Here is a 24,671-nt window from a genome sequence, read left to right on the forward strand (position 1 = left end):
AACAGGCGGGGTGCTCCAGGGGCAAGAACCCGGCTACCTTTGACAGCAGTTGGGACCGGCCCGCCCGTGTGACCGTTGGGGAGGCGCGTTGCGTACCCGCAGGAAGCACTCCGACGTACCGGCTCCGGACATGCCGTGGAACGAGATCGTGCCCGGTCTGTGGATGGGCGGGCACGAGTTCACGGGCCGTTCGGGGCACCTTGAGTTCGCCGTCGTCCAGGACGAGTTCGATCTCGTCCAGACCCTGCTGCGGCTGCCCGGCCACGGCCCCGCCCCGGACGTCCACCACCAGATCTGGCCGATCCCGGACGGCCCGCTCGACGGCACCCAGCTGGCCGGGGTGATCCGGCTGGCCGAGGCGGCCTGCGACGCGCTGGACCGGGGCCGCCGGGTGCTGGTCCGCTGCCACCACGGCTACAACCGCTCCGGACTGGTCATCGCGCACGCCTTGATGCGCCAGGGCCGCTCCGCCGAGTCGGCGATCCGGCTGATCCGCGCCCGCCGCTCCCCGTGGGCACTGCACAACGAGCTGTTCGTGGAGTACCTGCGCACCGGGCTGCCGACGGCACGGTTCCTGGAGGAGCTCGCGGAGTAGCCCGGCACCGGGACGCCACCCGAGCACCCAATAAGTACTCCCATGCGCATAAAGGACTTCCGTGTAAATAAGGCGTACGCACGAATAATGTGCGCGCACGCATAAGGTGTACGGGCCGACCTCCCCGACCACAGGAGCCCCGTGCCCCGCAGCCCCACCCCGCTCCTCACCCGCGCCCGCGTCCGCGCCGTCAGCGCCCTCGCGCTGCTCGCGGTCACCGCCACGGCCTGCGGTGACGCGGGCGAGCTGCGCGGCGCGGGGCCGACGGCGACCGCGGACGGCCCGGCCCGGCTGTGGCCGAAGCTGCCGCCCGCGTCCAGCCCGGCCTTCGACATCGGCGAGGTGGACATCCAGACCGTCAAGGGCGTCCCGGTGCCCGGCGACGACATCCGCGAGGTGGACCCGGTGGCGGTGGTGCGGGCGGAGATCGCCCGGAGCCCCGCCGACTACGAGGGCCCCAAGGCGCCGTACCGCGGGACGGAGAGCCGGATGGCGGAGTGCGGCGGGCCGCAGGACGGGGCCGGCACCGGCTGTCCGGTGCTGGAGCCGTACTACCGCGATCTGACCGGCGACGGACGGCCCGAGATGACGCTGGGCTTCCGGCTGCTGCCCGGCGAGATGACCGCCGTCCGCGTGTACACCGTCGAAAAGCACCGGCTGGTGCAGGTCATGGCCTACGACGACGCCCTGACCGGGATCGAGATCGCCGGGCAGTCGGTGACCCTGCGGGCGCCGTCCGAGGTCCCGGGGTACGAGTACCGCCTCCAGTGGAGCTGGGACACCGACCAGGGCGCGATGCTGCTCACCAGCGACGAGATGCTGCGCACCGGCAAGCGGCCGGGCCCGCACCGCACCTCCGGCACGCCCTCCGCGAGCTCCCGATGAGACTGGCGCTGCCGCAGTGGGCCGGCGCCCTCGCGGTGAAGGCCGCCGTCTTCATCACGGTGATGTGCTGCGCCCTGGCCGCGCTGCTCGGCGTGCTGGTCCATGTCTCGGTGACCAACCAGACCGTCGGCCAGGCCCGCACCCTCGCGCTGGCCCGGCTCGCGGACGCGACGAAGGCCTACGAGGCCGGGGATCCGCTGTCGCCGGGCGCGGCGGTCGATCCCGGCGACCTGCCCGCGCCGCTGCGCTCGCTCGCGGCGGGCGGGGAACGCGGCACGATGGTCGCCGACAACGACGGCCGGCCCACGATGTGGGCGGCGGGCCCGGTCGACGGCGGCCGGGCCCTCGCGGTGGCCGTCGACTACTCCCAGCAGGCCCGCACCATCGAGGGCCTCGACCGGGCGATCGGCTGGTCGTCGGCGCTGGCGATCGGGGCGACGATGCTGGTGGGGGCGTTCGCCGTGTCCCGGGTGACCCAGCGGCTGCACGCCACGGCGCGGGTCGCCCGGCGGATCAGCGTGGGCGACCTGGACGCGCGCGTGCACGACCCGCGCACCCTGGACCGGTCGCGCCCGCAGGACGAGGTGGCCTCGGTCGCCGCCGCGCTGGACTCCATGGCCGCGTCGCTGCAGGGCAAGCTGCTCGCCGAGCAGCGGTTCACCGCGGACGTGGCGCACGAGCTGCGCACCCCGCTGACCGGCCTGCACGCGGCGGCCGAGCTGCTGCCGCCGGGACGCCCGACGGAGCTGGTCCGCGACCGGGTGGCCGCGCTACGCACGCTCACCGAGGACCTGCTGGAGATCTCCCGGCTGGACACCGGGCGCGAGCGCCTGGACCTGGACACCGAGGAACTGGGCGCGCTGGCGGAGCGGGTGGTCCGGGGGGCCGGCACGGACACGGCGGTGCAGGTCGTGCGGGACACCCGGGTGGAGACCGACCGGCGGCGGCTTGAGCGGGTGCTGGGCAATCTCGTCGCCAACGCGCACAAGCACGGGCGGCCGCCCGTCGTGGTGACGGTGGACGGCCCGGTGGTGACCGTGCGGGATCACGGTGCGGGCTATCCGTCGTACCTGGTGGCGCACGGGCCGCAGCGGTTCCGCACCGAGGGCGGGGCGACGGGGCACGGCCTCGGCCTGACCATCGCGCTGGGCCAGGCGGAGGTGCTGGGCGCCCGTCTGGAGTTCCGCCATGCGCCGGGCGGCGGAGCGGTGGCGCGGCTGACACTGCCTCAGGCTCCGCCGAACGGGGGTACGGCGGACGGGGAGTGCCCCCTCCCCGATGGCGCACTGTGACGGGCGCCTCGCGAAGCACGCTCCTAATGTGGCGATTAGTCAGCTTCGCCCCGCCCTGTCACGGGAGGTTCTCCCCATGTCCCTGCGCTCTTCCCGCACCCGTCTCGCCATGACGGCAGCCGGAGGTGCCCTGGCCACCGCGCTGGCGGTCTCGCCGGCCTTCGCCGGTGGTATCTGGGGCGACGAATCCGGCCCCGGCCCCGGCAAGGGCACCGGTTCCGTACCCGCGCCCGCCCCCGGCGGCGAGTCCGGGACCGGTGCCGTTCCCGCCCCCGTGCCCGTCCCCGTGCCCGTCCCCGGCGTCGGACCCGGCATCGGGCCGGGCTTCGGACCGGGCTTCGGACCGGGCTTCGGACCGGGCTTCGGACCGGGCTTCGGGAACAACTTCGGCCACCACGACGACTACGGCGGTGACGGCCGCGTCGACGTCTTCGCCGGCAACGGCCGCGTCGACGTCTTCGCGGGCAACCGTGGCGTCGACGTCTTCGCCGGCAACCGCGGCGGGTTCAACGGAAACAACGGCTTCGGCGGGTTCAACGGGAACGGCAACGGCGTCGGCGGGTTCAACGGCAACGGCGGGTTCAACGGCAACGGCAACGGCAACAACGGCGTCGGCGGATTCAACGGGAACGGGAACGGAAACAACGGCGTCGGCGGGTTCAACGGCAACGACTGGTTCCGGAACGGCAGCAACGGCCGTGTCGGCGTCTTCGCCGGCAACGGCCGGGTCGACGTGTTCGCCGGCAACCGCGGCGGGTTCGACGGCCGTGACGGCTTCGGCGGCAACGGGAACAACGACCACGACGACTTCGGCGGCAACGGCGGCAACGGCGGCAACGGCGGCAACGGCGGCAACGGCGGCAACGGCGGCAACGGGAACAACGACCACGACGGCTTCGACGACGAGGGTGACTTCGGCGGCGACGACGACTTCGACGACGGGGACGACTGGGACCTCGGTGACGACGGCGGCGACTTCGACGACGGTGACTTCGACGACGGCGTCGGCGGCGACGAGGGCGCCGACCAGGCCCGCTACCGGGGTGTCGTCACCGCCGACAACCTGGCACTGCGCTCCCGCCCCAGCGTGCGCGGCCGGGTCATCGGCCGGGTCGACCGGGGCGACATCGTGCGCATCTACTGCAAGGCGTCGGGCGACCGGGTGCAGGGCAACGCCCTCTGGTACCTCCTCAAGGGCCGCACATGGGCCTGGGGCCCGGCCCGCCACATCGACAACGAGGGGCCCGCGCCACGCTGGTGCTGACGCCGACGGCACGCGAGCCACACCATTTGGGTAGGTTCCGGACATGACGAAGGCCGGAACCGGAACCGCCGTGGCAGCGGACGCGCCCGCACCCGAGGTCCGTCTCCCCCGGCGCCGCGGCATCGAACTCACCCTCATCGTCGTAGCCGTCCTCCTGTCGGTGTACGGCTACTGCGTCACCGGCCTCGCCAGGACCGGCGCCGTCCCGCCCGGTGCCGTGGGCTACGGCGCGGGCCTCGGCGTCCTCGCGCTGCTCGCACATCTCGCGGTCCGGCTGCGCGCGCCCTACGCCGATCCGCTGCTGCTGCCCATCGGGGTGCTGCTGAACGGCCTGGGCCTGGTGCTGATCTACCGGCTGGACCTGGAGACACCGGGCGACCGCGCGGCCCCCGCCCAGCTGGTCTGGTCGGCGCTGGGAGTCACCCTGTTCGCCTACGTCGTCGCCGCCCTGCGCGATCACCGGGTGCTCCAGCGCTACGCGTACGTGTGCGTCGCCGCCGCGCTCATCCTGCTCACCCTGCCGATCTTCTTCCCGGCCGTGAACGGCGCCCGCATCTGGATCCGGATCGCCGGGTTCTCGATCCAGCCAGGCGAGTTCGCGAAGGTGCTGCTGGCCGTGTTCTTCGCCGCGTACCTGGCCGCGAACCGCAACGCGCTGGCCTACGCCGGCCGGCGTGTGTGGCGGCTCCAGATCCCCACCGGCCGGGTCCTCGGTCCGATCGTCGCCATCTGGCTGGTCAGCGTCGGCGTACTGATCCTCGAACGCGACCTCGGCACCTCGCTGCTGTTCTTCGGTCTGTTCGTCGTCATGCTGTACGTCGCAACCGGCCGCACCGGCTGGATCGCCGTCGGCCTGCTGCTGGCGACGCTCGGCGCGGTCGCCGTCGGCCGCACGGAACCTCACGTGGCCGCCCGGATCCAGGACTGGCTGCACCCGTTCGCGTCCATCGAGGCGGGCCAGGGCCCCAACCAGCTCGCCCAGTCGCTGTTCGCCTTCGCGGCGGGCGGCGTCCTAGGCACAGGCCTGGGGCTCGGAAACTCCGTCCTGATCGGCTTCGCCACCAAGTCGGACTTCATCCTGGCGACGGCGGGCGAGGAGCTGGGCCTGGCCGGCCTCTCCGCGATCTTCCTGCTCTACGGCCTGCTGGTCGAGCGCGGCTACCGGGCGGGCCTCGCCCAGCGTGATCCGTTCGGGCGGCTGCTCGCGGTGGGCCTCGCCTCGATCGTGGCGCTCCAGGTGTTCGTGATCGCGGGCGGGGTGACCGGCCTGATCCCGCTGACCGGCATGGCGATGCCGTTCCTCGCGCAGGGCGGCTCCTCGGTGGTCACCAACTGGGCGATCGTGGCCCTGCTGATCCGGGTGAGCCATTCGGCCCGCCGTGAGTACGACGGGCAGGTCGCCTCATGACCCGTCACATCCGACTCGCCGCCGCATTCTGCGCCCTGCTGCTGGTCGCCCTCCTGGTCAACGCGGCCCGCGTCCAGGTCTTCCAGGCCGGCCAGTACGACGCCAACTCGGCCAACCGCCGCCACGAGATCAGCCGTTACGGCCAGCCGCGTGGCGACATCCTGGTCGGCGGCCGCCCGGTCACCGGCTCCAAGGACACCGGTGAGCCCCTCCGCTACGAACGCACCTACCAGCAGGGCCCGTTGTACGCCCCCGTCACCGGCTTCGCCTCGCAGGTGTACGGCACCACGTTCCTGGAGCACGCGGAGGACGGCACCCTCTCCGGCAGCGACCCGGTGCTCTCGCCGTTCCCCCTGTGGAACGACTTCACGCGCGCGCGGAACGTCGGCGGTGACGTCGTCACCACCCTCGACGCGGCGGCGCAGCGGGCGGCGTTCCAGGGGCTGGGCAACCGCAAGGGCGCGGTCGCGGCGATCGAACCGGCCACGGGCCGGATCCTGGCGCTGGTGTCCACCCCGTCGTACGACCCGGCGGCGCTGTCCGGGAACGGACCGGCGGTCGCCCGGTCCTGGCTGCGCCTGAACGAGGACCCGGGCAAGCCGATGCTGAACCGCGCGGTACGGCAGACCTATCCGCCGGGTTCGACGTTCAAGGTGGTCACCGCGGCGGCGGCGCTGGACGCCGGGGTGATCAAGGATCTCGACGAGCGGACCCGCTCGCCCGACCCGTACACCCTGCCCGGCACCACGACGAGACTGCGCAACGAGGGCGGCCGCTGTGCCAACGCCTCGCTGCGGAAGGCCTTCGAGTGGTCCTGCAACACGGTCTTCGCCAAGCTGGGCGTGGACGTCGGCGTGACGCGGATGGCCGCGACGGCCCACGCGTTCGGCTTCAACGACACCGAGCTGCGCATTCCCTACTCGGTGGCGCCGAGCACCTTCGACGCCACGGTGGACAGGGCGCAGCTGGCCCTGTCGTCGATCGGGCAGTACAACACGCGGGCCACGCCGTTGCAGATGGCGATGGTCGCGGCGGCGGTCGCCAACGGCGGCCAGCTGCGCGAGCCGTACCTGGTGGAGCGGACCACCACCGGCCGCGGCGCCACCGTCTCCTCGGCCGGCGCCCGCCCGCTGCGGCAGGCCATGTACCCCTCGACGGCGGCGCGGATGCGGAAGCTGATGCGCGACGTGGTGGAGCACGGCACCGGCACCAACGCCGCGATCCCGGGCGCGACGGTCGGCGGCAAGACCGGCACCGCCCAGCACGGCGTCGACAACTCCGGCACGCCGTACGCCTGGTTCGTCTCCTGGGCGCAGGGCGATCACGACGTGGAGCCGAAGGTCGCGGTCGCGGTGGTGGTGGAGGACGCCGCGGCGCACCGCCGTGACATCACCGGGGGCGGCATGGCGGCACCGATCGCGCGGGCGGTGATGCAGACGGTGCTCAAGTCGTGACCCGGGTCTAGGAGTCCTGACCGGCTCCCGACTCGATCGCCTCCGTCACCTCGGCCACCCGCTCCCGTTCCTCGGCCGCGAACCGTTCCGCGTCGAGCTTCTCGGCGATCTCCTCGTCCTGGGCCATCAGCAGATCGAGGTTGGCGTCACCCATCTCGAGGACGCCCATGTCGACATAGGCCTGCTGGAGGCGCTTGCCCCACAGGCCGATGTCCTTCACGCACGGCACGATCCGGCTGAACAGCAGCTTGCGGAACAGGGCGAGGAACTCGGAGCGTTCGCTGTACTCCTCCGCCTCGGCCCGCGGGATGCCGAAGTTCTCCAGCACCTCCACGCCGCGCAGCCGGTCCCGCATCAGATAGCAGCCCTCGATCACGAACTCCTCGCGTTCGCGCAGTTCGGCGTCACCGAGCTGCCGGTAGTAGTCCCGCAGGGCCATCCGCCCGAAGGCAACGTGCCGGGCCTCGTCCTGCATGACGTAGGCGAGGATCTGCTTCGGCAGCGGCTTGTCGGTGGTGTCGCGGATCATGCCGAAGGCGGCGAGCGCGAGGCCCTCGATGAGCACCTGCATCCCCAGGTAGGGCATGTCCCAGCGGCTGTCGCGCAGGGTGTCGCCGAGCAGGGACTGAAGGTTGTCGTTGATCGGGTAGAGCATCCCGATCTTCTCCTGGAGGAAGCGGGCGTAGATCTCCGCGTGCCGGGCCTCGTCCATGGTCTGGGTCGCCGAGTAGAACTTGGCGTCCAGGTCGGGGACGGACTCGACGATGCGGGCCGCGCAGATCATCGCGCCCTGCTCGCCGTGCAGGAACTGGCTGAACTGCCAGGAGGTGTAGTGCCGGCGCAGATCGCCCTTGTCCCGCTCGGAGAGCTTCGCCCAGTGCCTGGTGCCGTAGAGGGAGAGCGTCTCGTCGGGGGTGCCGAGGGGGTCGTACGGGTCGACCTCGAGGTCCCAGTCGATCCGTTTCTGCCCGTCCCACTGCTTGTCCTTGCCCTTCTGGTACAGGGCCAGCAGGCGGTCGCGTCCGTCGTCGTACTCCCAGTTGAACCGGGCTTTCCCGGTCGCGGGAACCGGCCAGAGAGGCTCGCCGGGGTCCATGGCGTACAGGTCGAAGGTCGACATGTCCGCAGGCTCACACGTAGTAGACGCGCGGTCAACAAGTAGCGCGCAAGGGATTGACGGGCTTACTGACAAGCAGTCTCATAAGGGCATGACGACCCTCACCGAAGCCGAAGCCCTGGAAGGGCTGCGCGACGCACTGGGCCTGCTCAAGGATCGCGAGCAGGTGGCCGAGCGGCTGCTCGACTCTTCCGCGAAGCACTCCTTCGACCCGGACAAGGAACTGGACTGGGACGCGCCCTTCGAGGAGGGCAAGTGGTTCTGGCCGCCGGAGCTGGTGTCGCTGTACGACACACCGATGTGGCGGCGGATGAGCGAGGAACAGCGGATCCTGCTCTCCCAGCACGAGGCGGCGGCGCTGGCGTCGCTGGGCATCTGGTTCGAGATCATCCTGATGCAGCTGCTGGTCCGGCACATCTACGACAAGGCGGCGACGAGCGCGCACGTGCGCTACGCGCTGACCGAGATCGAGGACGAGTGCCGGCACTCGAAGATGTTCGCCCGGCTGATAGCCCGCGGCGAGACGCCCTGGTACCCCGTGAGCCGCGCCCACCAGCACCTCGGGCGGCTGTTCAAGACCATCTCGACGACGCCCGGCTCCTTCACCGCGACCCTGCTCGGCGAGGAGGTCCTCGACTGGATGCAGCGGCTGACCTTCCCCGACGAGCGGGTGCAGACGCTGGTCCGCGGGGTCACGCGCATCCACGTCGTGGAGGAGGCCCGGCACGTCCGGTACGCCCGTGAGGAACTGAGGCGCCAGATGGTCACGGCACCGAAGTGGTCCCAGGAGTTCACGCGGATCACGTCCGGCGAGTTCGCCCGGGTCTTCTCGGTCGCCTTCGTCAACCCCGAGGTCTACACCAATGTGGGCCTGGACCGGCGGGAGGCGCTCGCCCAGGTGAAGGCGAGCGGCCACCGCCGGGAGGTCATGCAGACCGGCGCGAAGCGCCTGACGGACTTCCTGGACGACATCGGCGTGCTGCGGGGGGTCGGGCGGCGGCTGTGGCGGTCGTCGGGCCTGCTGGCGTAGGAGGAGCCCGTCGTACGGGTGCGGGTGGTACGGGGCTGGCGGCGGGGTTCCCCGCGCCCCTCGACGTCGGCGTTCTCGCCCGGCCGTGCAACCGCACCCGGCCGACTACCCTGCCCGGTATGACCCCCGCCGCGCCCACCCCCGCCTATCGCCGCCTCAGCGTCGAGGAACGCCGCAGCCAACTGCTGGACGCCGCACTCACCCTTTTCGCCCACCGCGCCCCGGAGGACGTCTCCCTCGACGACGTGGCCGAGGCGGCCGGGGTCTCCCGCCCCTTGGTGTACCGGTACTTCCCGGGCGGCAAGCAGCAGTTGTACGAGGCCGCCCTGCGCTCCGCCGCCGAGGAACTGCGGCTGTGCTTCGACGAGCCGCGCGAGGGGCCCCTGCTGCCCCGGCTGTCCCGTGCCCTGGACCGCTACCTCGCCTTCGTGGACCAGCACGACACCGGCTTCAGCGCCCTGCTCCAGGGGGGCAGCGTGGTAGAGACCTCTCGTACGACCGCCATCGTGGACGGCGTACGGCGGGCCGCCGCCGTGCACATCCAGCGTCACCTCGGCGTCACGGACCCGGGCCCCCGCCTGCGGATGACCGTCCGGATGTGGATCACCGCGGTCGAGGCGGCCTCCCTCATCTGGCTCGACGAGGACAAGCAGCCACCCCTCGACGAACTGCGGGACTGGCTCGTGGACCAGTTCGTCGCCGTCCTGTCCGTCACCGCCGCCCGTGACCCGCAGACCGCGTCGGTCGTGGCCGCGCTGGCCTCGGCGGATGACTGAGACTGGTGCCGTGAAGAGCGAAGAGACCCCCTTCGAGGGCGGGCCCATGGACGGCCGTGTGCTGCCCGTGCTGCTCGGGATCACCGGGCACCCGCCGAAGACGTACCGCATCCCGGTCCCGGACCCGCACGGCGGTCGGGCCACGGTCCTCGTGTACCGGCGCGAGCCCCGCGGCCAGGGTCGGCTCACCCGGCGCTGGAAGTACGTCCACGATCCCGCCGGCGACCAGGGCGGGGGCCGGCCCAGGTGGCCCTGGCGCAAGCCAGACGCCACGCCGGGAGGCAAGCCGGACGACGCGAACGGGTGACCTCCTTACGCCATCCCGCAGACCTTCGGCGCGCGGGCCGCGCGCACACGTCACATGCTCACGGAGCGGAGCGGACCCGCTGCCCCGCACCGGAGGTGATGACGTGTCAGGAAGGCTACTGCGCCTGGTGTGTACGGCGACCGTGGCGGCCCACGCCGTTCTCGCAGCCGTGCCGGCGGCGGCCGCGCCCGGACCGGGCGAGTCCGAAGGGCGGGCGGTGTCCGGTCTGCTGACGGATCTTCAGCGACTGTACCGCGAGGCCGAGAAGGCCACCGAGACCTACAACGCCACCGAGGAGCAGCTGAAGAGGCAGCGCGCCGTGGCCCGGCGGCTGGACGGCGAGCTGGCCCGCGCCCGGCTCGCCCTGCACTCCAGCCGGGGCGCGGCCGGCCGGCTGGCCCGGCAGCAGTACCAGGGCCGCAGCGACATCTCGCCGTACGTCCGCCTGCTGCTCGCCCGCGATCCGCAGCACGCGCTCGAACAGGGACATGTGATCGGGCAGCTGGCGCGGGAACGGGCCAAGACGGTGGAGGAGCTGTCCGGCAGCGCCAAGAAGGCCGACGGGCTGGCCCGCAAGGCGCGCGCCGCGCTGGACCGGCAACTCGCGCTCACGGAACGCCGGAAGAAGGAACGCGACGAGGTGCGCGAACGGCTCGGCGAGGTGGAGAGGCTGCTGGCCTCGCTCACCGTCGAGCAGCTCACCGCGGTGGCGAAGCTGGAGAAGGCCGGGATCGCCAAGGCGCAGCAGAAGTTCATGGCCGCCGGCGCCCCCAGCAGGCTGCACGTGCCGACCAGGGAGGGCGACCGGGCGGTGCGCTACGCGGTGCGCCAGCTCGGCAAGCCGTACGAGTGGGGCGCGGAGGGCCCCCGCTCCTACGACTGCTCGGGGCTGACCTCGCAGGCCTGGGCTGACGCCGGGACGCCGATCCCGCGCACCAGCCAGGAGCAGTGGGCGCGGCTGCACCGCGTCCCCCTCAAGGAACTGCGCCCCGGCGACCTGGTCGTGTACTTCCCCGAGGCCACGCATGTGGCGATGTACCTGGGCGACGGCATGGTCGTGCAGGCACCGCGCCCCGGCGCCAAGGTCAAGGTCTCGCCGATCGCGGCCAACCCGGTCCTCGGCGCCGTACGCCCCGACCCGCGGGGCAGGCCCCTGCGGCACTACACACCGCCGAGGCTCCCCGCGGGGGCCCTGGAGGGGAAGGACGACGGCTACGCGTCGGCGACGGCTCCGGCGCGGGCCACACCCGTGGCGGTCACGCCCCCGCCCCGGAGCCGGTGACCTCGGCCAGGTAGGCCGCCGTCTTCTCGGGCTCGTAGAAGAAGTTCTCGAAGTCCGCCGGGTCGTTGAAGCCGTTGGCGAAGCGGTCGGCGACGGGCTGGAGCTGGCCGGCGGCGCCGATCAGGTTGAGGATGTGCTCGGGCGGCGGGGCCAGCATCGCGTTGGTCCACTTGGTGACGTGCTGGGCGGTGTCCCAGTAGCGGTCGAAGGTCTGCCGCATCCAGTCCTCGTCGAACGGCCTGTCGCCGTGCTCCATGATCGAGGCGAGGTACGAGGCGGCACACTTGGACGCCGAGTTGGAGCCCTGGCCGGTGATCGGGTCGTTGGCGACGACGACGTCGGCGACGCCGAGCACCAGGCCGCCGCCGGGCAGCCGGCCGATGGGGTTGCGCACGGTGGGGGCGTAACGGCCGGCGAGCGTGCCGTTCGCGTCGGTCAGTTCGACCTTGGTGGCCCGCGCGTACTCCCACGGGAGGAACCGCTCCATGAGTTCCAGGGTCAGGGAGAGGTGCTCCGCGGGGTCCTTGACGCCGTTGAAGGCGTCCAGCGGGCCGCCGGGTATGCCCTCCCAGAACAGGATGTCGGCACGGCCGGAGGTGGTGAACGTCGGCATCACGAACAGCTCGCCGACGCCGGGCACCAGGTTGCAGCGGACCGCGTCGTACTCCGGGTGCTCCGGACGCGGACCGAGGCCGTGCACGTAGGCGACGGCGAGGGCGCGCTGCGGCTCGGTGTACGGGGAGCGCTCCGGGTCGCGGGCGAACATCTGCACCAGCTCGCCCTTGCCCGCCGAGACCAGCACGAGGTCGTACGTACGGGAGAAGTAGTCGAGGTCCCCGACCGCCGCGCCGTGGATGACCAGCTGGCCGCCGCGCTGCGCGAACGTCTCCATCCAGCCGGCCATCTTCACCCGCTGGTCCACCGACTGGGCGTACCCGTCCAGCTTGCCCACCCAGTCGATCGCCCGCTGCGAGGGGCCCGGGTCGAACGAGCCGGGGGCCGCCACCGAGACGCCGAGCCCCTCGATCTTCGGGGCCTGGGACTCCCAGAAGTTCAGCTTCAGGTCGCGCTCGTGCTGGAGGGCCGTGTGGAACATGCACTGCGTCGACATGACCCGGCCGGAGCGGATCTCGTCCGCCGTCCGGTTCGACATCAGGGTGACCTCGTACCCGTTCGACTGGAGTCCGAGGGCGAGCTGGAGTCCGGACTGACCGGCTCCGACGACGAGTATCTTCCGCATGCGGGTGGTGACTCCTAGGTCGGTCTACTCAGGTGTTTCGTCGAGCGCGTGGCCGACGAGAGCCAGGAGGGTCTCGATCGCGGAGATCCGGCGGCGCGCATCCATGATCATTACAGGTATGTGCCGCGGGATCGTCAACGCCTCCCGCACGTCTTCCGCCTCGAACCGATCACTGCCGTCGAAGTGGTTGACCGCCACGACGTACGGCAGTCCGCAGCTCTCGAAGTAGTCGAGCGCCGGGAAGCAGTCCTTGAGCCTGCGGGTGTCGGCCAGCACGACCGCGCCGATCGCGCCCCGCACCAGGTCGTCCCACATGAACCAGAACCGCTGCTGCCCCGGCGTGCCGAACAGGTAGAGCACGAGGTCGTCGTCGAGCGTGATGCGGCCGAAGTCCATGGCCACCGTGGTGGTCAGCTTGCCCGGCGTGGCGGTGAGGTCGTCGGTCTCCTCGCTCGCCTCGGTCATCAGCGCCTCGGTCTGCAGCGGCGTGATCTCCGAGACGGAGGTGACCAGCGTGGTCTTGCCGACGCCGAAGCCGCCCGCCACCACGATCTTGGTGGCGATGGGGGCACGGGTGCGGTCCGTCTGCCATGACTTGAGATTCTCGTCGGGCTCGACGAGCGGGGAGACGCCCGGGGCGGCGTCAGAGACGACGGAGTCCACTCAGCACCCTTTCCAGCAGAGCGCGGTCCGGCCGGCCCGTGCCGTGACCGGTTCCTGTTCCGTACACACGGATCTTTCCCTGGTCCGCGAGATCGCTGAGCAGCACGCGGACCACGCCGAGCGGCATCTTCAGCAGCGCGGCGATCTCGGCCACCGTGCGCATCCGGCGGCAGAGTTCGACGATGGCCCGCAGTTCCGGCATGACCGTGGACCGCAGGGAACCGTTCGTCAGTTCCTTGCGCTCCTCGGGCGCCTCCAGTGCGGCCACGAAGGTCTCGACCAGCAGCACGTGCCCGAAGCGGGTACGGCCGCCGGTGAGGGAGTAGGGGCGGACGCGGGCGGGCTTGCGCTCGCCGCCGCGTACCGGGAGCTTCTTCGGCGTACCGGGTGTACTGCTCATCGGGCACTCCCCGTAGGTTCGGACTCCAGGGATTTACGGAGTTCGCTGCGGAGTTCGGGCGTCAGGACATGGCCGGCGCGGCCCACGAACAGTGCCATGTGGTACGCCACGACGCTCATGTCGCAGTCCGCGGAGCCGTGCACGCCGAGCAGCGAGCCGTCGCTGATCGACATCACGAACAGGCTGCCCTCCTCCATCGCGACCATGGTGTGCTTCACCGAGCCGAACTCCAGCACCTTGGCCGCGCCGATGGTGAGGCTGCCGATGCCGGAGACGACGGTGGCGAGGTCGGCGGCCGAGCCGCGCGGGCCGGTGGGCCGGGTCTCGCGCGCCTCACGCGCGGCCGCGTTCCTCCCGGCGTCGGAGGAGAGCAGCAGCAGCCCGTCCGAGGAGACGACCGCGACGGACTGGATGCCGGGCACCTCCTCGACCAGGTTCGTCAGCAGCCAGTGCAGATTGCGGGCCTCACTGCTCAGTCCGAACGTACTGGGCGCGGTCAACTGCTTGCCTCCTCGACGGTGCCCCCCGTGGATCCTTCGGCATGTACGTGTGCTGGACCGGACTCCGCGGCGTCGCGGGCGGGCACGCCGGGCGCCGCCGCGTCACGGGTCGTGGCCTCGTGCGTCTCCTCCGGCGCCGGGCCGGACGGGGACTCCGCCTGGCCGGTCCGCTCGGCGATCTCGGCCTCGACGTCGCGCCGGCCGGCCGCGGCGCCCTGGCGGAAGCCGCCCAGGCGGCGGCGCAGGGCGTCGGCGTCGATGGAGCCGCTGCGGGGCCGGGGCGCCGACGCGGGCGCGTTGATCTTCGGCGTGCGCTTGGGCAGCCCCTTGTCGGTGACGCGCTCGGGCTCGTCCCCCTCGTCGGGGGTGCGCTCGTGGGCGTCGGGGCCTATGGCGTAGGGGTCGTGGGCGGCGGGGGGCACGGCCGGCGCGGAGTCCGGGTGGGCCGGCCTGGCCCGGGGCAGCTCGTCCAGCTGGGCGTGCCCGGCGCCCGCGTCCCGCCACTGCGGACGCCGGCCCGTGTCAGGGTGCTGCTCGGCGGACGAATCCTGCCGCCGGTCGGCCTCGGGGCGCGAGGCGGCCTCTGGACGAAGATCGGCCTCCGGGGCCCGCTGGACCGACGGGCCCGGCCCGCCGTCCGCCGCCGGGCGCGAGGCGGCCTCCGGGCCCGGCTGAGCCGGCCGGTCCCGCAGCGGGTCCGCCTCCCGGCGCGGCCGTGCCGCCGGTCCCGGCTGCGCCGGCACATCCCGGTCCTGGTCCGCCACGCGGCCCGGTCCGGCCTGCGCGACCACGCCCGGCTCGGTCTCCGAGCCCGGTCCGGCCTGCGCCTCGCGGCCCTGACCGGTGCCCTGGTCCTCGTCGGTGGGCCGGTCCTCGACCGGCTCGCTCAGCTGCTCCGGGAGCAGGAGTTCCATCGTGGTCTCGGCCGGGGACTCCGGAATCCCCCGGTCGGCGGCCGGCCGCTGGGCCCGTACCGCGCGCTCGGCCAGCGCCACCAGCGGGTCGCCGTTCTCCGCGCGGCCGTGCAGCACGTTGGAGTTGGCCTCCGCGTCGGCGCCGGGCAGGGAGAAGCCCTGCGCGCCCTCGGCGAGGGAGGCGGGCGCGGGGGACGGCACCGCCGCGGCCGGGGCCTCGGCGAACAGCGACTGCGGCAGGACCACGACGGCGGCGATACCGCCCTGCTTCTGCTCGCGCAGCTGGACGCGCACCCCGTGCCGGTGGGCGAGCCGGGCGACGACGTAGAGGCCGAGCCCGAGACCGTCGGCGCCCTCCTGGTCGTAGGGCGCCTCGGGGTCGAAGTCGCTGAGCCGGGCGTTGAGCCGGGTCATCCGCTCGTCGGTCATGCCGATGCCCTCGTCCTGGACGGAGAGCATCACCTCGCCGTTCTCCAGCAGCCAGCCGGAGACCTCGACGGGCAGGTCGGGCGGGGAGAACGACGTGGCGTTCTCCATGAGTTCGGCCAGCAGGTGGGACAGGTCGTCCGCGGCGAACCCGGCGATGTGCGCGTGCGGCGGCAGCGCGGTGATCCGGACCCGCTCGTACCGCTCGATCTCGCTGACCGCGGCCCGTACGACGTCGACCATCGGGACCGGGCCCGCGTGCTGCTGGACGTGCTCGGTGCCGGCCAGCACGAGGAGGTTCTCGCTGTGCCGGCGCATGACGGTGGCGAAGTGGTCGAGCTTGAAGAGGGTGGCGAGCCGCTCGGGGTCCTGCTCGCGCTCCTCCAGGCTCTCGATGACGCCGAGCTGGCGCTCGACCAGGCCGAGGGTGCGCAGCGCGAGGTTGACGAAGGTGCCGCCGATGCTGTCGCGCAGCCGGTCCAGCTGGGCGGCGGAATCGGCGAGTTCGGAGCGCAGCTCCGCGCGGGCGTCGGCCATCCTCTGCCGCTGGCCGACCAGGTGCTTGCGGTCGGACTCCAGGGTGGTGATCCGCTCGTGCAGACCGGCGGCGTGCGCGTGCAGGGCGTTGACGGACCGGACGACCTGGGCGAACTCGTCGTTGCGCCCGGTGAACTTGACCGGTTCCTCGGCGGCCGGGTTCTCGGCGGCGGCCAGCCGGGCGGAACCGATGCGCAGCACGGCGAGCGGGCGGGTGAGGCCGCGGGCCATGCCGGTGGCGACGCCGACGGCGAGCAGCATCAGGGCGCCGAGGATCGCGATGCGGATCTCCAGCGCGGTGACGTCGTCGTCGCGCAGCTGCTCGAGACCGGTGGTGCGGCGCTCGTAGAGAGAGGACTCGACGCCGCGCATCAGGTCGATACGGGCGGTGAGGGCGGCGTTCAGCTTGTCGGCACCGATGCCGAGGTCCGCGTCGGTGAGCGTGGGCTGGTCGGTGAGGTCGGCGAGGTACTTGTCGGCCGAGTTGACCTCGGGGCCGGTGACCGTGGAGTCGTAGCTCCCGCGGGCGGCCTTGGTGGCGGTGTCGTGGAATTCGGCGAGCGCGGCATCGGAACGCACCCGGGCCTGCTGGGCGGCGGCGGTGAGGGCGGCACGCCGCTTGCTGTCGGCCTCGGAGGAGACGCTGGTCTCGGTGGTGAGGCCGGTGACGGGGTCGTAGACCGACTCGGTGCTGCTGGGCACGCTGAGGGCGGCCAGGAGCAGGCCCCGGGTGGCGGCGGCCTGCTGGACGGCGGTGTCGAGTTCGGCGAGGGCGTGGGCGCCGGAGCCCGCGCGGGGCGGGAGCTGTTCGGCCAGGTCCTCGGCGAGCCGGTGGAGTTCGGCGATGGCCTCGGAGTAGGCCTCGTGCGCTTCGAGAGCGCCGCTCTGCCCGGTGAGCGCCGCCCTGCGCACGCCGGCGATGCCGTCCAGGTCCGAGCGCAGCCCGGCCGGGGTGTCCGTGTTGGCGCGCAGCTCCTCGACCTGCCGGTCCACCCGCGCGCTGCGCTCTTCCGAGGGCGCCTTGGCCTTCGGCCGGCCGGCCGCGATGTAGGAGGTGACCTCGTCCCGCTCGTCCGCGAGGGAGTGGGCGAGGGCGAGCGCGTCCTGCGTCTGCCCGCCCAGGGTCACCAGGTCCTGGCTGTCGCTCAACTGCCCGGAGGCGGCGATCACCGAGGGGGTGCCCGCGCCGGCGATGGCGGCGGCCACGACCGCCACGGCCACGATGAGCCGGTTGCGCACGTGGGTCTTACGGCCCTTGCCGACCGAGGTGCGCTCCGCGCTCCCCTCGGAGGCCGTCTGCTTGCCTGTGCGCCGAGGCCGCGTCTTCTGCACCGGTGCTCGCATTCCTGACTCGTGTACCCATGGGCCCGGGTGACGCTCCGTCAACTGGTGTGCACACCACCCGGTACGTACGGTCCCCGACCCTCCCAGTGCCGGTGGTCGGTCATCGCACATCACCTGACCGGCCACCCGAAGGAGTGAACCTCGGAGGGGAGTTGGCGGGCAAGTTCCTCCTGCGCTTGCGTCGGCGCCGCACGGCGGGCCGGTTGGACGTCGACGGCGGGCTTTGGCAGTATTCGCCGCCACGTGTTCCCGGACTCCGCCATTCCAACCCAAATCCGGCGGCTGACCTGCGGCACTACGGTGATCCGGCGATCCTTGCCACCCTTTCGCGGACGCTGTGAAGGGCTCGTGCAGACTGGCCGGATGCGCACGGAACTTCTCTCCCTGCCGGGCGACCCGGCCCGCCCCAACGAGGACTTCGCCAGCGTCGGACTACCCGTCTGCGGACAGGGCGGTTCCCTCGTGGTGCTGGACGGAGTGACCCCACCGAGGGACGGCAGCGGCTGTCTGCATTCCGTTCACTGGTACACCGCGCGTCTGGGCGGGGCCCTGACCGAACTGACCGTTTCGCTCCCGGATGTCCCCCTGTCCGACGCCCTGGCCCGTGCCATCGCGCGCACCGCCGAGGCACACCGGGAAACCTGTGACCTTTCTCACCCGCGAACCCCACAGGCAACCGTGGTCCTCGCCCGCTGGTCGCAGGAGACCGTCGAGTACCTGGTCCTCTCCGACTCGGCCCTCCTGGTGGAGTCCCCCGACGGTCTGGTCACCCCGTGCCTCGACGACCGCCTGGCCAGGCTTCCCCGGGCGACCCTGGCCACCGACGCCCTGGTCGACGCGACGGTCCGCAACAAGGAGGGCGGCTTCTTCACCGCCGCCGCGGATCCGTCGGTGGCCGCGCGGGCGGTGACCGGGGTGCTGCCGCGCGACCGGGTGCGGGCGCTGGCCGCGCTGACGGACGGCGCGAGCCGGTGGACGGAGACCTTCCGGGAGGGCGACTGGGCGGACCTGTTCGCCGTGGTCCGCAAGCAGGGCGCCGAGGCCCTGGTCGACCGGGTACGGGCGCTGGAGGCCGCCGACCGCGAGCAGCGGACGTATCTGGGCCGCAGCAAGACCCACGACGACGCGACGGTCGTCTACGCGGAGCTGTGAGCGCCCCGCGCTACTTCTCCATCCCGGAGTTCATCTGGTGCAGCAGCCGTGCCAGTTCGGCCACCTCGCGGCGGTCCCAGTGGTCGAGCTTGCTGACGTAACGGGCGCGGCGGGCCACACGGACCCGCTGCACCCGGGCGCGCCCCTCCTCGGTGAGGTGCACGAGCCAGGCGCGGCCGTCCGCCGGATCCGGTTCACGGGCCACCAGCCCCAGGTCCTCCAGGGCGCGCAGCTGACGCGACATGGTGGCCTTGCCCACCCCGATGTAGGCGGCGAGGTCGGTGGCCCGCTGCCGACCGCACTCGTCCAGGCGCACGAGCAGTCCGTACGCCGCCGACTCCAGGTCGGGGTGGACCTCGCGGGCCATCTCGCCCTGGTTGGCGCGGGCCCGCCGCAGGAACACCGTCAGTTCGCGCTCCAGCTCCAGGAACTCCTGGTCCACACCACTTCGCGACGCATCCGCCTCGCCGTGATGTCTGCCGTCGTTTCCACCCTCGTGCACGTCAGCACCCTGATCCGTTTTCCTGGTCGTGGAACCTGCCGCCGACGGCGGTCGTCACCGCAGCACTGTCAGTATTTCGCAGGCGCGGGCCGACGGCAGCCGCCGGGCCCCCGACGGTCACCTGGAGTACACCCGGACCGGCCCGGACGCGGCGGGCCACGGCCGCCGCACGGCGAAGGCCCGGGCCTCCCTCAGGGGACCCGGGCCTTGCCTTTCCGGTCGCGCCCGTCACGCCGCGACCGGAACCTCCGACGCCGCGCCGTTCGTGGCCGGCGACAGCGCCAGCTCCAGGACCTGGCGGACGTCGGTGACGGCGTGGACGTCGAGCTTGTCCAGCACCTCCGCCGGGACGTCGTCCAGGTCGGGCTCGTTGCGCTTGGGGATGATCACGGTGGTGACTCCCGCCCGGTGCGCGGCGAGCAGTTTCTGCTTCACGCCGCCGATGGGCAGCACCCGGCCGGTCAGCGAGACCTCGCCGGTCATCGCCACGTCCGTGCGGACCAGGCGGCCGGAGAGCAGCGAGGCCAGCGCGGTCGTCATGGTGATGCCCGCGCTCGGGCCGTCCTTCGGCACCGCGCCCGCCGGGAAGTGGATGTGCACGCCCCGGTCCTTGAGGTCGGCGACCGGCAGCTCCAGCTCGGCGCCGTGGCTGCGCAGGAAGGACAGGGCGATCTGCGCGCTCTCCTTCATCACGTCACCCAGCTGACCGGTCAGCGTCAGGCCCGCCGCGCCCGTCTCGGGGTCGGCCAGCGACGCCTCGACGAACAGCACGTCACCGCCGGCGCCCGTGACCGCGAGGCCGGTCGCGACACCCGGCACCGCCGTGCGCCGCTCCGCCGGGTCCTGGGCGGACTCGGGGACGTGGTGCGGCCGGCCGATCAGGTCGCGCAGGTGCTCGTCGGTGACGGTGAACGGCAGCTTGCGCTCGCCCAGTTCGTGCTGGGCCGCCACCTTGCGCAGCAGCCTCGCGACGGACCGCTCCAGGTTGCGCACGCCCGCCTCGCGGGTGTACTCGCCCGCCAGCTTGCGCAGCGCGCTCTCGTCGAGGGTCACCTCGTCCTTCTCCAGCCCGGCGCGCTCCAGCTGTCGCGGCACCAGGTGGTCGCGGGCGATGACGACCTTCTCGTCCTCGGTGTACCCGTCGAGACGGACCAGCTCCATCCGGTCGAGCAGGGCCTCCGGGATGGCCTCCAGCACGTTCGCGGTGGCCAGGAAGACGACGTCGGACAGGTCGAGTTCGACTTCGAGGTAGTGGTCGCGGAAGGTGTGGTTCTGCGCGGGGTCCAGGACCTCCAGCAGGGCCGCGGCCGGGTCGCCCCGGAAGTCGGACCCCACCTTGTCGATCTCGTCGAGCAGCACGACCGGGTTCATCGACCCGGCCTCCTTGATGGCGCGGACGACCCGGCCGGGCAGCGCGCCGACGTACGTACGCCGGTGCCCGCGGATCTCGGCCTCGTCGCGCACGCCGCCGAGGGCGACCCGGACGAACTTCCGCCCCATGGCGTGGGCCACGGACTCGCCGAGGCTCGTCTTGCCGACGCCCGGCGGGCCGACCAGGGCCAGCACGGCGCCGCCGCGCCGCCCGCCGACGACCCCGAGCCCGCGCTCCGCACGCCGCTTGCGCACCGCCAGGTACTCGGTGATCCGCTCCTTGACGTCCTCCAGGCCCGCGTGCTCGGCGTCCAGCACGGCCTTCGCGCCCTGGATGTCGTACGCGTCCTCGGTCCGCTCGTTCCACGGCAGTTCGAGCACGGTGTCGAGCCAGGTGCGGATCCATGAGCCCTCGGGGGACTGGTCGGAGGACCGCTCCAGCTTGTCGACCTCCTTGAGCGCGGCCTCACGGACCTTCTCGGGCAGGTCGGCGGCCTCGACACGGGCCCGGTAGTCGTCGGACTCCTCGCCCTTCTGCTCGCCGTTCAGCTCGCGCAGCTCCTTGCGGACGGCTTCCAGCTGACGCCGCAGCAGGAACTCCCGCTGCTGCTTGTCGACGCCCTCCTGGACGTCCTTGGCGATCGTCTCGGCGACGTCCTGCTCCGCGATGTGGTCGCGCAGCTGCTGGGTGGCGAGCTTGAGGCGCGCGACGGGGTCGGCGGTCTCCAGCAGCTGGATCTTCTGGTCGAGGGTCAGGAAGGGCGAGTACCCCGAGTTGTCGGCGAGGGCGGACACGTCGTCGATGGCCTGCACGCGGTCGACGACCTGCCAGGCACCGCGCTTCTTCAGCCATGCGGAGGCCAGCGCCTTGTACTCCTTGACCAGTTCTGTCACGTGCCCGGGCAACGGGTCCGGCACGTTCTCGTCGAGGCTGGTCCCCTCGACCCACAGCGCCGCTCCCGGCCCGGTGGTCCCGGCGCCGATCCGCACCCGGCTCCGGCCCCTGATCAAGGCGCCCGGGTCACCGTCGGCGAGCCGCCCGACCTGCTCGACCGTGCCGAGCACACCCGTGCTCGCGTAGGCGCCGTCGTTGCGCGGCACCAGCAGCACCTTGGGCTTCCCGGACGTGGCACGGGCAGCCGCCTGCGCGGCCTCCACCGCCGCCCGGACATCTGCGTCGCTCAGGTCCAGCGGGACCACCATGCCGGGCAGGACGACCTCGCCGTCGAGCGGCAGCACGGGCAGAGTGAGCGGTGTGGACGTCGAAGCCATGATCTCCCCTTCGGCAGTCAAGTTGAGCTATGCCGACTCAATGCTTGGCCGCGGCGCATTGTTCCCCTGGAGGCGTTCGCTGTCAGCGATCGAGGAGGATCCCTGGGTGCGGGGGACCGCCTCCCTGCCGAGGGGCCTCCTCCTGTAGATGAGGTCTCCGCAATTCCGTCAACATTCCGTCAGAGAAGTGCCAGGATGGGCCGATGCCCACCACCTACGACATCCCCGAGGTCCTGGACCGTCGTGAGGGCCCGTACGGCGAGGTCGTGCTGCGGCGGCACGGGGCGCTGCTGCAGATCATCGCCAACGGCTGCTTCCTGATGGACACCTCCGACGGACGTTCGGAACGGCTGCTGGTCGACGCGGCGCTCGACGCCCTCGACGACCGCCCCGACCCGGGGGTACTGATCGGCGGCCTCGGCGTCGGATTCTCGCTCGCACATGCCGGAGGCAACCCACGCTGGGGCCGGATCACGGTGGTCGAGCGGGAACGCGCGGTCATCGACTGGCACCGCGCGGGCCCGCTTTCCACGGTTTCGGGCAAAACGCTTGCCGACCCCCGCACGCGGATCGTCGAAGCGGATCTGATCGCCTACGTCAATGAGACTTCCGACACGTTCGACGCGCTGTGCCTGGACATCGACAACGGGCCCGACTGGACCGTCACGGAGGCCAACTCAGGGCTGTACTCGAAGGCCGGACTCGCAGGCTGCGCACGGGTGTTGAGACCAGGCGGGGTACTCGCCGTATGGTCGGCGAAACCCTCCCCGGAATTTGAAGGAACCTTGCGGAATGCCGGTTTCCGGCATGTGCGTACCGAAGAGATCCCGGTTGCCCGGGGCGTTCCCGACGTCGTGCACCTCGGCGTCCGACCTGAATAGCCGAGCTGCGGTGACTCCCCGTACCCTGCTTGCCTGACGCCGATCATTCAAGCGTCAATCGCAGTCATGGGATCACCCCACGGATTCCGGAAAGCACACTTCAGGGGCGGGCGATGGAGCAGACACACACCTCCCAGAACGGCACGGCGGCGGCCACCCCGGGCGCACAGCGCCGGGTTCTGGTGGTCGAGGACGACCCGACGATCGTCGACGCCATCGCGGCCCGCCTGCGTGCCGAGGGTTTTCTCGTGCAGACGGCCGGCGACGGTCCGGCCGCCGTCGACACGGCCGAGGCCTGGCAGCCCGATCTGCTGATCCTCGACATCATGCTGCCGGGCTTCGACGGCCTGGAGGTCTGCCGTCGTGTGCAGGCCCAGCGGCCGGTGCCGGTGCTGATGCTGACCGCGCGCGACGACGAGACCGACATGCTGGTGGGCCTCGGCGTCGGCGCCGACGACTACATGACGAAGCCTTTCTCCATGCGTGAGCTGGCCGCACGCGTGCACGTGCTGCTGCGCCGGGTGGAGCGGGCCGCGGTCGCGGCCGCCACGCCGCGCACCGGCATCCTGCGCCTCGGCGAGCTGGAGATCGACCACGCGCAGCGCCGGGTGCGGGTGCGCAGCGAGGACGTCCACCTCACGCCCACCGAGTTCGACCTGCTCGTCTGCCTGGCGAACACCCCGCGCGCGGTGCTCTCCCGGGAGCAGCTGCTGGCCGAGGTGTGGGACTGGGCGGACGCCTCCGGCACCCGGACCGTCGACAGCCACATCAAGGCGCTGCGCCGGAAGATCGGCGCCGAGCGGATCCGCACGGTGCACGGCGTGGGCTACGCGCTGGAGACACCGACGCCATGAGCGAAGGGCGGTCGGCCGCACGGAGGAGCCCCGGGGAACCCTGGGGCGGCGTACGCCCGTTCTCGATCAAGACAAAGCTGGGCGCGCTGGTCGTCATCTCGGTGCTGATCACCACGGGCCTGATGATGATCGCCCTGCGCACCGAGACGGAGCTGCGCTTCATCACGGTGTTCTCGATGATCGCCACACTGCTGATAACGCAGTTCGTGGCGCACTCGCTCACCTCGCCGCTGGACGAGATGAACGCCGTGGCCCGCTCGATCTCGCACGGCGACTACACACGCCGGGTGCGTGAGAACCGCTGGGACGAGCTGGGCGACCTGGCCGTCACCATCAACCGCATGGCCGACGACCTGGAGGCCGAGGACCGCCAGCGCAAGGAGCTGGTGGCCAACGTCTCGCACGAGCTGCGGACCCCGATCGCGGGGCTGCGCGCCGTGCTGGAGAACATCGTGGACGGCGTCACGCAGGCCGACCCCGAGACGATGCGCACGGCCCTGAAACAGACCGAGCGGCTGGGGCGCCTCGTCGAGACGCTGCTCGACCTGTCCCGCCTGGACAACGGCGTCGTACCGCTGAAGCAGCGGCGCTTCGAGGTGTGGCCGTATCTGTCCGGGGTGCTGAAGGAGGCCAACATGGTCGCCTCCGCGCGCGCGGGCATGGCCTCCGGCTCGGGCAGCCACACCCGTACGGACGTCCATCTGCACCTCGACGTGTCCCCGCCGGAGCTGACCGCGCACGCCGACCCGGAGCGGATCCACCAGGTCGTCGTCAACCTGATCGACAACGCGGTCAAGCACAGCCCCCCGCACGGCCGGGTGACGGTGAAGGCGCGGCGCGGGTCGCTGCCGGAGTCGCTGGAGCTGGAGGTTCTGGACGAGGGTCCGGGCATTCCGCGCTCGGAGTGGCACCGGGTCTTCGAGCGCTTCAACCGGGGGGCGGTCAGCCGGCCGCACGGCCCCGGCAGCGACGGCGGCACCGGCCTCGGCCTGGCGATCGCCCGCTGGGCGGTGGATCTGCACGGCGGCAGGATCGGAGTGGCCGAATCCGAGCGGGGTTGCCGGATTCTTATCACCCTTCCGGGCCTGCCTTCTCTGCCAAGTTGACGTAAAGTTCGAAGCGGAGCCACAAGATCCACGGGCGTCCGCACAGCAGGACACGTGTGATCAGGCAGAGGCCCGCGCCGCGTACGCGCCGGGCCCGGG

General features: G+C 72.1%; 22 protein-coding genes. 14 read left to right on the forward strand and 8 right to left on the reverse strand.

Translation table 11 applies throughout. From position 1 onward, the window contains the following. Positions 1-88 precede the first annotated feature (88 nt). From ACFV6X_RS02345 to ACFV6X_RS02370, 6 genes are all read left to right on the forward strand, one after another. Positions 89-595: a dual specificity protein phosphatase family protein gene (locus tag ACFV6X_RS02345; RefSeq protein WP_385376420.1), complete on the forward strand. Its 507-nt coding sequence runs from the start codon at positions 89-91 to the stop codon at positions 593-595. Between the two features lie 141 nt (positions 596-736). Next, positions 737-1,480, forward strand: coding sequence for a hypothetical protein (locus tag ACFV6X_RS02350; protein ID WP_385376423.1), 744 nt, complete (start codon positions 737-739; stop codon positions 1,478-1,480). After that, on the forward strand, positions 1,477-2,772 hold the full coding sequence (locus ACFV6X_RS02355) for an ATP-binding protein (protein ID WP_385376426.1): 1,296 nt from the start codon (positions 1,477-1,479) through the stop codon (positions 2,770-2,772). Before ACFV6X_RS02350 ends, ACFV6X_RS02355 begins: the two co-directional genes overlap by 4 nt. 76 nt (positions 2,773-2,848) lie before the next feature. Beyond that, entirely contained in the window at positions 2,849-4,036 is a 1,188-nt protein-coding gene (locus ACFV6X_RS02360; protein WP_385376428.1) for an SH3 domain-containing protein, read from the forward strand. Between the two features lie 43 nt (positions 4,037-4,079). Beyond that, entirely contained in the window at positions 4,080-5,444 is a 1,365-nt protein-coding gene (locus tag ACFV6X_RS02365) for an FtsW/RodA/SpoVE family cell cycle protein (RefSeq protein ID WP_385376431.1), read from the forward strand. Continuing rightward, positions 5,441-6,898: a penicillin-binding transpeptidase domain-containing protein gene (locus tag ACFV6X_RS02370; RefSeq protein ID WP_385376433.1), complete on the forward strand. Its 1,458-nt coding sequence runs from the start codon at positions 5,441-5,443 to the stop codon at positions 6,896-6,898. The genes ACFV6X_RS02365 and ACFV6X_RS02370 overlap by 4 nt, the downstream gene beginning before the upstream one ends. 7 nt (positions 6,899-6,905) lie before the next feature. Here the strand turns inward: ACFV6X_RS02370 and ACFV6X_RS02375 are convergent, their stop codons facing one another. After that, positions 6,906-8,018, reverse strand: a complete 1,113-nt coding sequence (locus ACFV6X_RS02375) for a ferritin-like domain-containing protein (protein WP_385376436.1) — start codon at positions 8,016-8,018, stop codon at positions 6,906-6,908. Between the two features lie 88 nt (positions 8,019-8,106). Between ACFV6X_RS02375 and ACFV6X_RS02380 the strand changes: the two genes are divergently transcribed. The 4 genes from ACFV6X_RS02380 to ACFV6X_RS02395 all read left to right on the forward strand — a co-directional run bounded on the left by ACFV6X_RS02380 (position 8,107) and on the right by ACFV6X_RS02395 (position 11,410). Next, positions 8,107-9,045 (forward strand): diiron oxygenase, encoded by a 939-nt coding sequence (locus ACFV6X_RS02380; protein ID WP_365447577.1) that lies wholly within the window; start codon positions 8,107-8,109, stop codon positions 9,043-9,045. Between the two features lie 119 nt (positions 9,046-9,164). Next, positions 9,165-9,821: a helix-turn-helix domain-containing protein gene (locus ACFV6X_RS02385; RefSeq protein WP_365447575.1), complete on the forward strand. Its 657-nt coding sequence runs from the start codon at positions 9,165-9,167 to the stop codon at positions 9,819-9,821. A gap of 10 nt (positions 9,822-9,831) precedes the next feature. Then, positions 9,832-10,128, forward strand: a complete 297-nt coding sequence (locus ACFV6X_RS02390) for a hypothetical protein (RefSeq protein ID WP_385376439.1) — start codon at positions 9,832-9,834, stop codon at positions 10,126-10,128. A 103-nt stretch (positions 10,129-10,231) separates the two neighbouring features. After that, positions 10,232-11,410 carry an NlpC/P60 family protein gene (locus ACFV6X_RS02395; protein WP_385376442.1) on the forward strand — a complete coding sequence of 393 codons (1,179 nt, stop codon included), beginning with the start codon at positions 10,232-10,234 and terminating at the stop codon, positions 11,408-11,410. Here the strand turns inward: ACFV6X_RS02395 and ACFV6X_RS02400 are convergent. The 5 genes from ACFV6X_RS02400 to ACFV6X_RS02420 are packed head-to-tail and all read right to left on the reverse strand — an operon-like array spanning position 11,385 to position 17,422. Continuing rightward, the gene (locus ACFV6X_RS02400) at positions 11,385-12,650 is read right to left on the reverse strand and encodes a styrene monooxygenase/indole monooxygenase family protein (protein ID WP_385376445.1); all 1,266 of its coding nucleotides are present in this window, start codon (positions 12,648-12,650) and stop codon (positions 11,385-11,387) included. The genes ACFV6X_RS02395 and ACFV6X_RS02400 overlap by 26 nt on opposite strands. Positions 12,651-12,674: 24 nt before the next feature. After that, positions 12,675-13,313 carry an ATP/GTP-binding protein gene (locus ACFV6X_RS02405; RefSeq protein ID WP_365447569.1) on the reverse strand — a complete coding sequence of 213 codons (639 nt, stop codon included), beginning with the start codon at positions 13,311-13,313 and terminating at the stop codon, positions 12,675-12,677. Beyond that, a complete protein-coding gene (locus ACFV6X_RS02410) occupies positions 13,294-13,713 on the reverse strand; it encodes a DUF742 domain-containing protein (RefSeq protein ID WP_385376449.1) in 420 nt (139 codons plus the stop codon). Before ACFV6X_RS02410 ends, ACFV6X_RS02405 begins: the two co-directional genes overlap by 20 nt. Then, the gene (locus ACFV6X_RS02415) at positions 13,710-14,213 is read right to left on the reverse strand and encodes a roadblock/LC7 domain-containing protein (protein WP_365447565.1); all 504 of its coding nucleotides are present in this window, start codon (positions 14,211-14,213) and stop codon (positions 13,710-13,712) included. Before ACFV6X_RS02415 ends, ACFV6X_RS02410 begins: the two co-directional genes overlap by 4 nt. Next, complete coding sequence (locus ACFV6X_RS02420) at positions 14,210-17,422, reverse strand: nitrate- and nitrite sensing domain-containing protein (RefSeq protein WP_385376452.1); 3,213 nt, start codon at positions 17,420-17,422, stop codon at positions 14,210-14,212. The genes ACFV6X_RS02415 and ACFV6X_RS02420 overlap by 4 nt, the downstream gene beginning before the upstream one ends. Before the next feature lie 375 nt (positions 17,423-17,797). Between ACFV6X_RS02420 and ACFV6X_RS02425 the strand changes: the two genes are divergently transcribed. After that, positions 17,798-18,586 (forward strand): protein phosphatase 2C domain-containing protein, encoded by a 789-nt coding sequence (locus tag ACFV6X_RS02425; RefSeq protein WP_385376455.1) that lies wholly within the window; start codon positions 17,798-17,800, stop codon positions 18,584-18,586. A 10-nt stretch (positions 18,587-18,596) separates the two neighbouring features. On the opposite strand, the gene ACFV6X_RS02430 is transcribed toward ACFV6X_RS02425, so the two are convergent. Both ACFV6X_RS02430 and lon read right to left on the reverse strand, forming a co-directional pair. Continuing rightward, positions 18,597-19,088: a MarR family winged helix-turn-helix transcriptional regulator gene (locus tag ACFV6X_RS02430; RefSeq protein WP_385376458.1), complete on the reverse strand. Its 492-nt coding sequence runs from the start codon at positions 19,086-19,088 to the stop codon at positions 18,597-18,599. Between the two features lie 228 nt (positions 19,089-19,316). Next, the gene (lon, locus tag ACFV6X_RS02435) at positions 19,317-21,731 is read right to left on the reverse strand and encodes an endopeptidase La (RefSeq protein WP_385376460.1); all 2,415 of its coding nucleotides are present in this window, start codon (positions 21,729-21,731) and stop codon (positions 19,317-19,319) included. A 203-nt stretch (positions 21,732-21,934) separates the two neighbouring features. Between lon and ACFV6X_RS02440 the strand changes: the two genes are divergently transcribed. From ACFV6X_RS02440 to ACFV6X_RS02450, 3 genes are all read left to right on the forward strand, one after another. Beyond that, on the forward strand, positions 21,935-22,612 hold the full coding sequence (locus ACFV6X_RS02440; RefSeq protein ID WP_385376463.1) for a spermidine synthase: 678 nt from the start codon (positions 21,935-21,937) through the stop codon (positions 22,610-22,612). Positions 22,613-22,725: 113 nt separating this feature from the next. Then, positions 22,726-23,466 carry a response regulator transcription factor gene (locus ACFV6X_RS02445; RefSeq protein ID WP_365447553.1) on the forward strand — a complete coding sequence of 247 codons (741 nt, stop codon included), beginning with the start codon at positions 22,726-22,728 and terminating at the stop codon, positions 23,464-23,466. Next, on the forward strand, positions 23,463-24,572 hold the full coding sequence (locus ACFV6X_RS02450; RefSeq protein WP_385376466.1) for an ATP-binding protein: 1,110 nt from the start codon (positions 23,463-23,465) through the stop codon (positions 24,570-24,572). Before ACFV6X_RS02445 ends, ACFV6X_RS02450 begins: the two co-directional genes overlap by 4 nt. The last annotated feature ends 99 nt before the right edge of the window (positions 24,573-24,671 follow it).

Source organism: Streptomyces sp. NPDC059861 (assembly GCF_042731435.1).
In the GTDB taxonomy this organism is placed as follows: domain Bacteria; phylum Actinomycetota; class Actinomycetes; order Streptomycetales; family Streptomycetaceae; genus Streptomyces.

Bases quoted from the DNA above. Each gene is read 5' to 3' on its own strand.
- ACFV6X_RS02355 (WP_385376426.1), top strand. From the start codon at position 1,477: ATGAGACTGGCGCTGCCGCAGTGGGCCGGCGCCCTCGCGGTGAAGGCC.
- ACFV6X_RS02360 (WP_385376428.1), top strand. From the start codon at position 2,849: ATGTCCCTGCGCTCTTCCCGCACCCGTCTCGCCATGACGGCAGCCGGA.
- ACFV6X_RS02365 (WP_385376431.1), top strand. From the start codon at position 4,080: ATGACGAAGGCCGGAACCGGAACCGCCGTGGCAGCGGACGCGCCCGCA.
- ACFV6X_RS02370 (WP_385376433.1), top strand. From the start codon at position 5,441: ATGACCCGTCACATCCGACTCGCCGCCGCATTCTGCGCCCTGCTGCTG.
- ACFV6X_RS02375 (WP_385376436.1), bottom strand. From the start codon at position 8,018: ATGTCGACCTTCGACCTGTACGCCATGGACCCCGGCGAGCCTCTCTGG.
- ACFV6X_RS02380 (WP_365447577.1), top strand. From the start codon at position 8,107: ATGACGACCCTCACCGAAGCCGAAGCCCTGGAAGGGCTGCGCGACGCA.
- ACFV6X_RS02385 (WP_365447575.1), top strand. From the start codon at position 9,165: ATGACCCCCGCCGCGCCCACCCCCGCCTATCGCCGCCTCAGCGTCGAG.
- ACFV6X_RS02400 (WP_385376445.1), bottom strand. From the start codon at position 12,650: ATGCGGAAGATACTCGTCGTCGGAGCCGGTCAGTCCGGACTCCAGCTC.
- ACFV6X_RS02410 (WP_385376449.1), bottom strand. From the start codon at position 13,713: ATGAGCAGTACACCCGGTACGCCGAAGAAGCTCCCGGTACGCGGCGGC.
- ACFV6X_RS02425 (WP_385376455.1), top strand. From the start codon at position 17,798: ATGCGCACGGAACTTCTCTCCCTGCCGGGCGACCCGGCCCGCCCCAAC.
- lon (WP_385376460.1), bottom strand. From the start codon at position 21,731: ATGGCTTCGACGTCCACACCGCTCACTCTGCCCGTGCTGCCGCTCGAC.
- ACFV6X_RS02440 (WP_385376463.1), top strand. From the start codon at position 21,935: ATGCCCACCACCTACGACATCCCCGAGGTCCTGGACCGTCGTGAGGGC.
- ACFV6X_RS02445 (WP_365447553.1), top strand. From the start codon at position 22,726: ATGGAGCAGACACACACCTCCCAGAACGGCACGGCGGCGGCCACCCCG.
- ACFV6X_RS02450 (WP_385376466.1), top strand. From the start codon at position 23,463: ATGAGCGAAGGGCGGTCGGCCGCACGGAGGAGCCCCGGGGAACCCTGG.